The following is a 1,392-nucleotide window of genomic DNA, read 5'->3' on the forward strand; positions in this document are numbered from 1 at the left end:
ATTTAAAAATGGATGCTCGAATTCCAATTGGATAGCATGGAGCTCATAGTCGTCACTTGCCGTTTCTCTTGCTCCATACATTGTATCTCCAATAATCGGATGACCGATATGTGCTAAATGTACGCGAATTTGATGTGTTCTTCCTGTTTCAAGAATTAGATGAACAACACAAGAGCTTTTATAGCGCGCTACAACTTCATAGTGTGTAACCGCATGCTGTCCAGTTTTTGAAACGACACGTCTTGTTGCATGATGTCGGTCTTTTCCGATTCCTTCAGAAATCGTGCCGGATGAAGAGCGTAAATTTCCTTGTACTTCTGCAGCGTATGTTCGAATAATGGATTTTTCTTCAATCATACGGTCAAAGATTGATTTTGCTAAAGGATGTTTTGCTACAAGTAACAAACCTTGTGTCCCTTTATCTAAACGATGGACATGCTCCGCATAAGTGCCGCCTTGATCTTTAATATGAGCCATAACATGATTCATACAAGTGTGAGTATCGCGTGCATCATTTGGATGTGTCGACATGCCTTTAGGTTTGGAAACGATCAAACAATGGTCATCCTCATAGACGACATCAATTGCACAAACCGGTGTCGGTTGATAATTAGATGTCGGCATAGGGAATGTGAATTTTATGATTGTTCCTACCTGTAGTGGATCATTCCACTGAATAGGCTCTCCGTCAATTGTTGTGATAGCCTTCGCCATTCGCAATTCATGGACTATTTTTTTACCAAGTCGCCAATGATTGCGTAATAAATCCTCGACTGTTAAATTATTCGTATTTATTTCATAATGAAACATAAATCTTCCTCCGTAGAAAAGACCGTATTCCAATTGTAGAACACGGTCTCGTAATTAATTTGCTTTTTTAGCAGCCTTCATTACATAAAAGCTTGCCCCTGCAATTAAAATAAATGCAGTTAGCGCTAAAAATGGTATTGTGATAAAACCTAACCAGTTAATATATTCACCAGTACATGAAACAAGGCCACAAGAAGGTGCAGTTTCAGCTAAAAAACTAAGCTTTTGAATACCATAATGGTAAAGTGATATACTGCCTCCCATAATGGCAAAAACAGCTGTTGTTACAGCAATACGTGCATTTTTTTGAATAAAGGCAATCGTTGTCATAATGACAATTGGATACATGAAAATTCGTTGGTACCAACACATTTTACAAGGTTCATAATGGCGAATTTCAGAAAAGTATAAGGAACCCATTGTTGCAACGACAGAGACAATCCAAATAAATAATAAGCCATTTTCCATTTTTTTAGACATAGTAATTCTCTCCTTATTATAACCATGTACTTGTTCGATTATAGTTGTTCTAGTTTTATATGTAAATTAACTTACCCAAAATAAGGTATATTCTTATAAATC

General features: G+C 36.7%; 2 protein-coding genes. Both read right to left on the reverse strand.

From position 1 onward, the window contains the following. A partial coding sequence (locus tag AC1DJN_RS21945; RefSeq protein ID WP_478040269.1) for an RluA family pseudouridine synthase occupies positions 1-810 on the reverse strand: 810 nt, incomplete at its 3' end. 54 nt (positions 811-864) lie between these two features. Continuing rightward, entirely contained in the window at positions 865-1,290 is a 426-nt protein-coding gene (locus tag AC1DJN_RS21950) for a disulfide oxidoreductase (protein WP_477351142.1), read from the reverse strand. Between the last annotated feature and the right edge of the window lie 102 nt (positions 1,291-1,392).

Source organism: Stenotrophomonas sp. 05L414_2, assembly GCF_056397905.1.

Excerpts from the sequence above, each read along its gene's own strand:
- AC1DJN_RS21950 (WP_477351142.1), bottom strand. The coding sequence starts at position 1,290 with ATGTCTAAAAAAATGGAAAATGGCTTATTATTTATTTGGATTGTCTCT.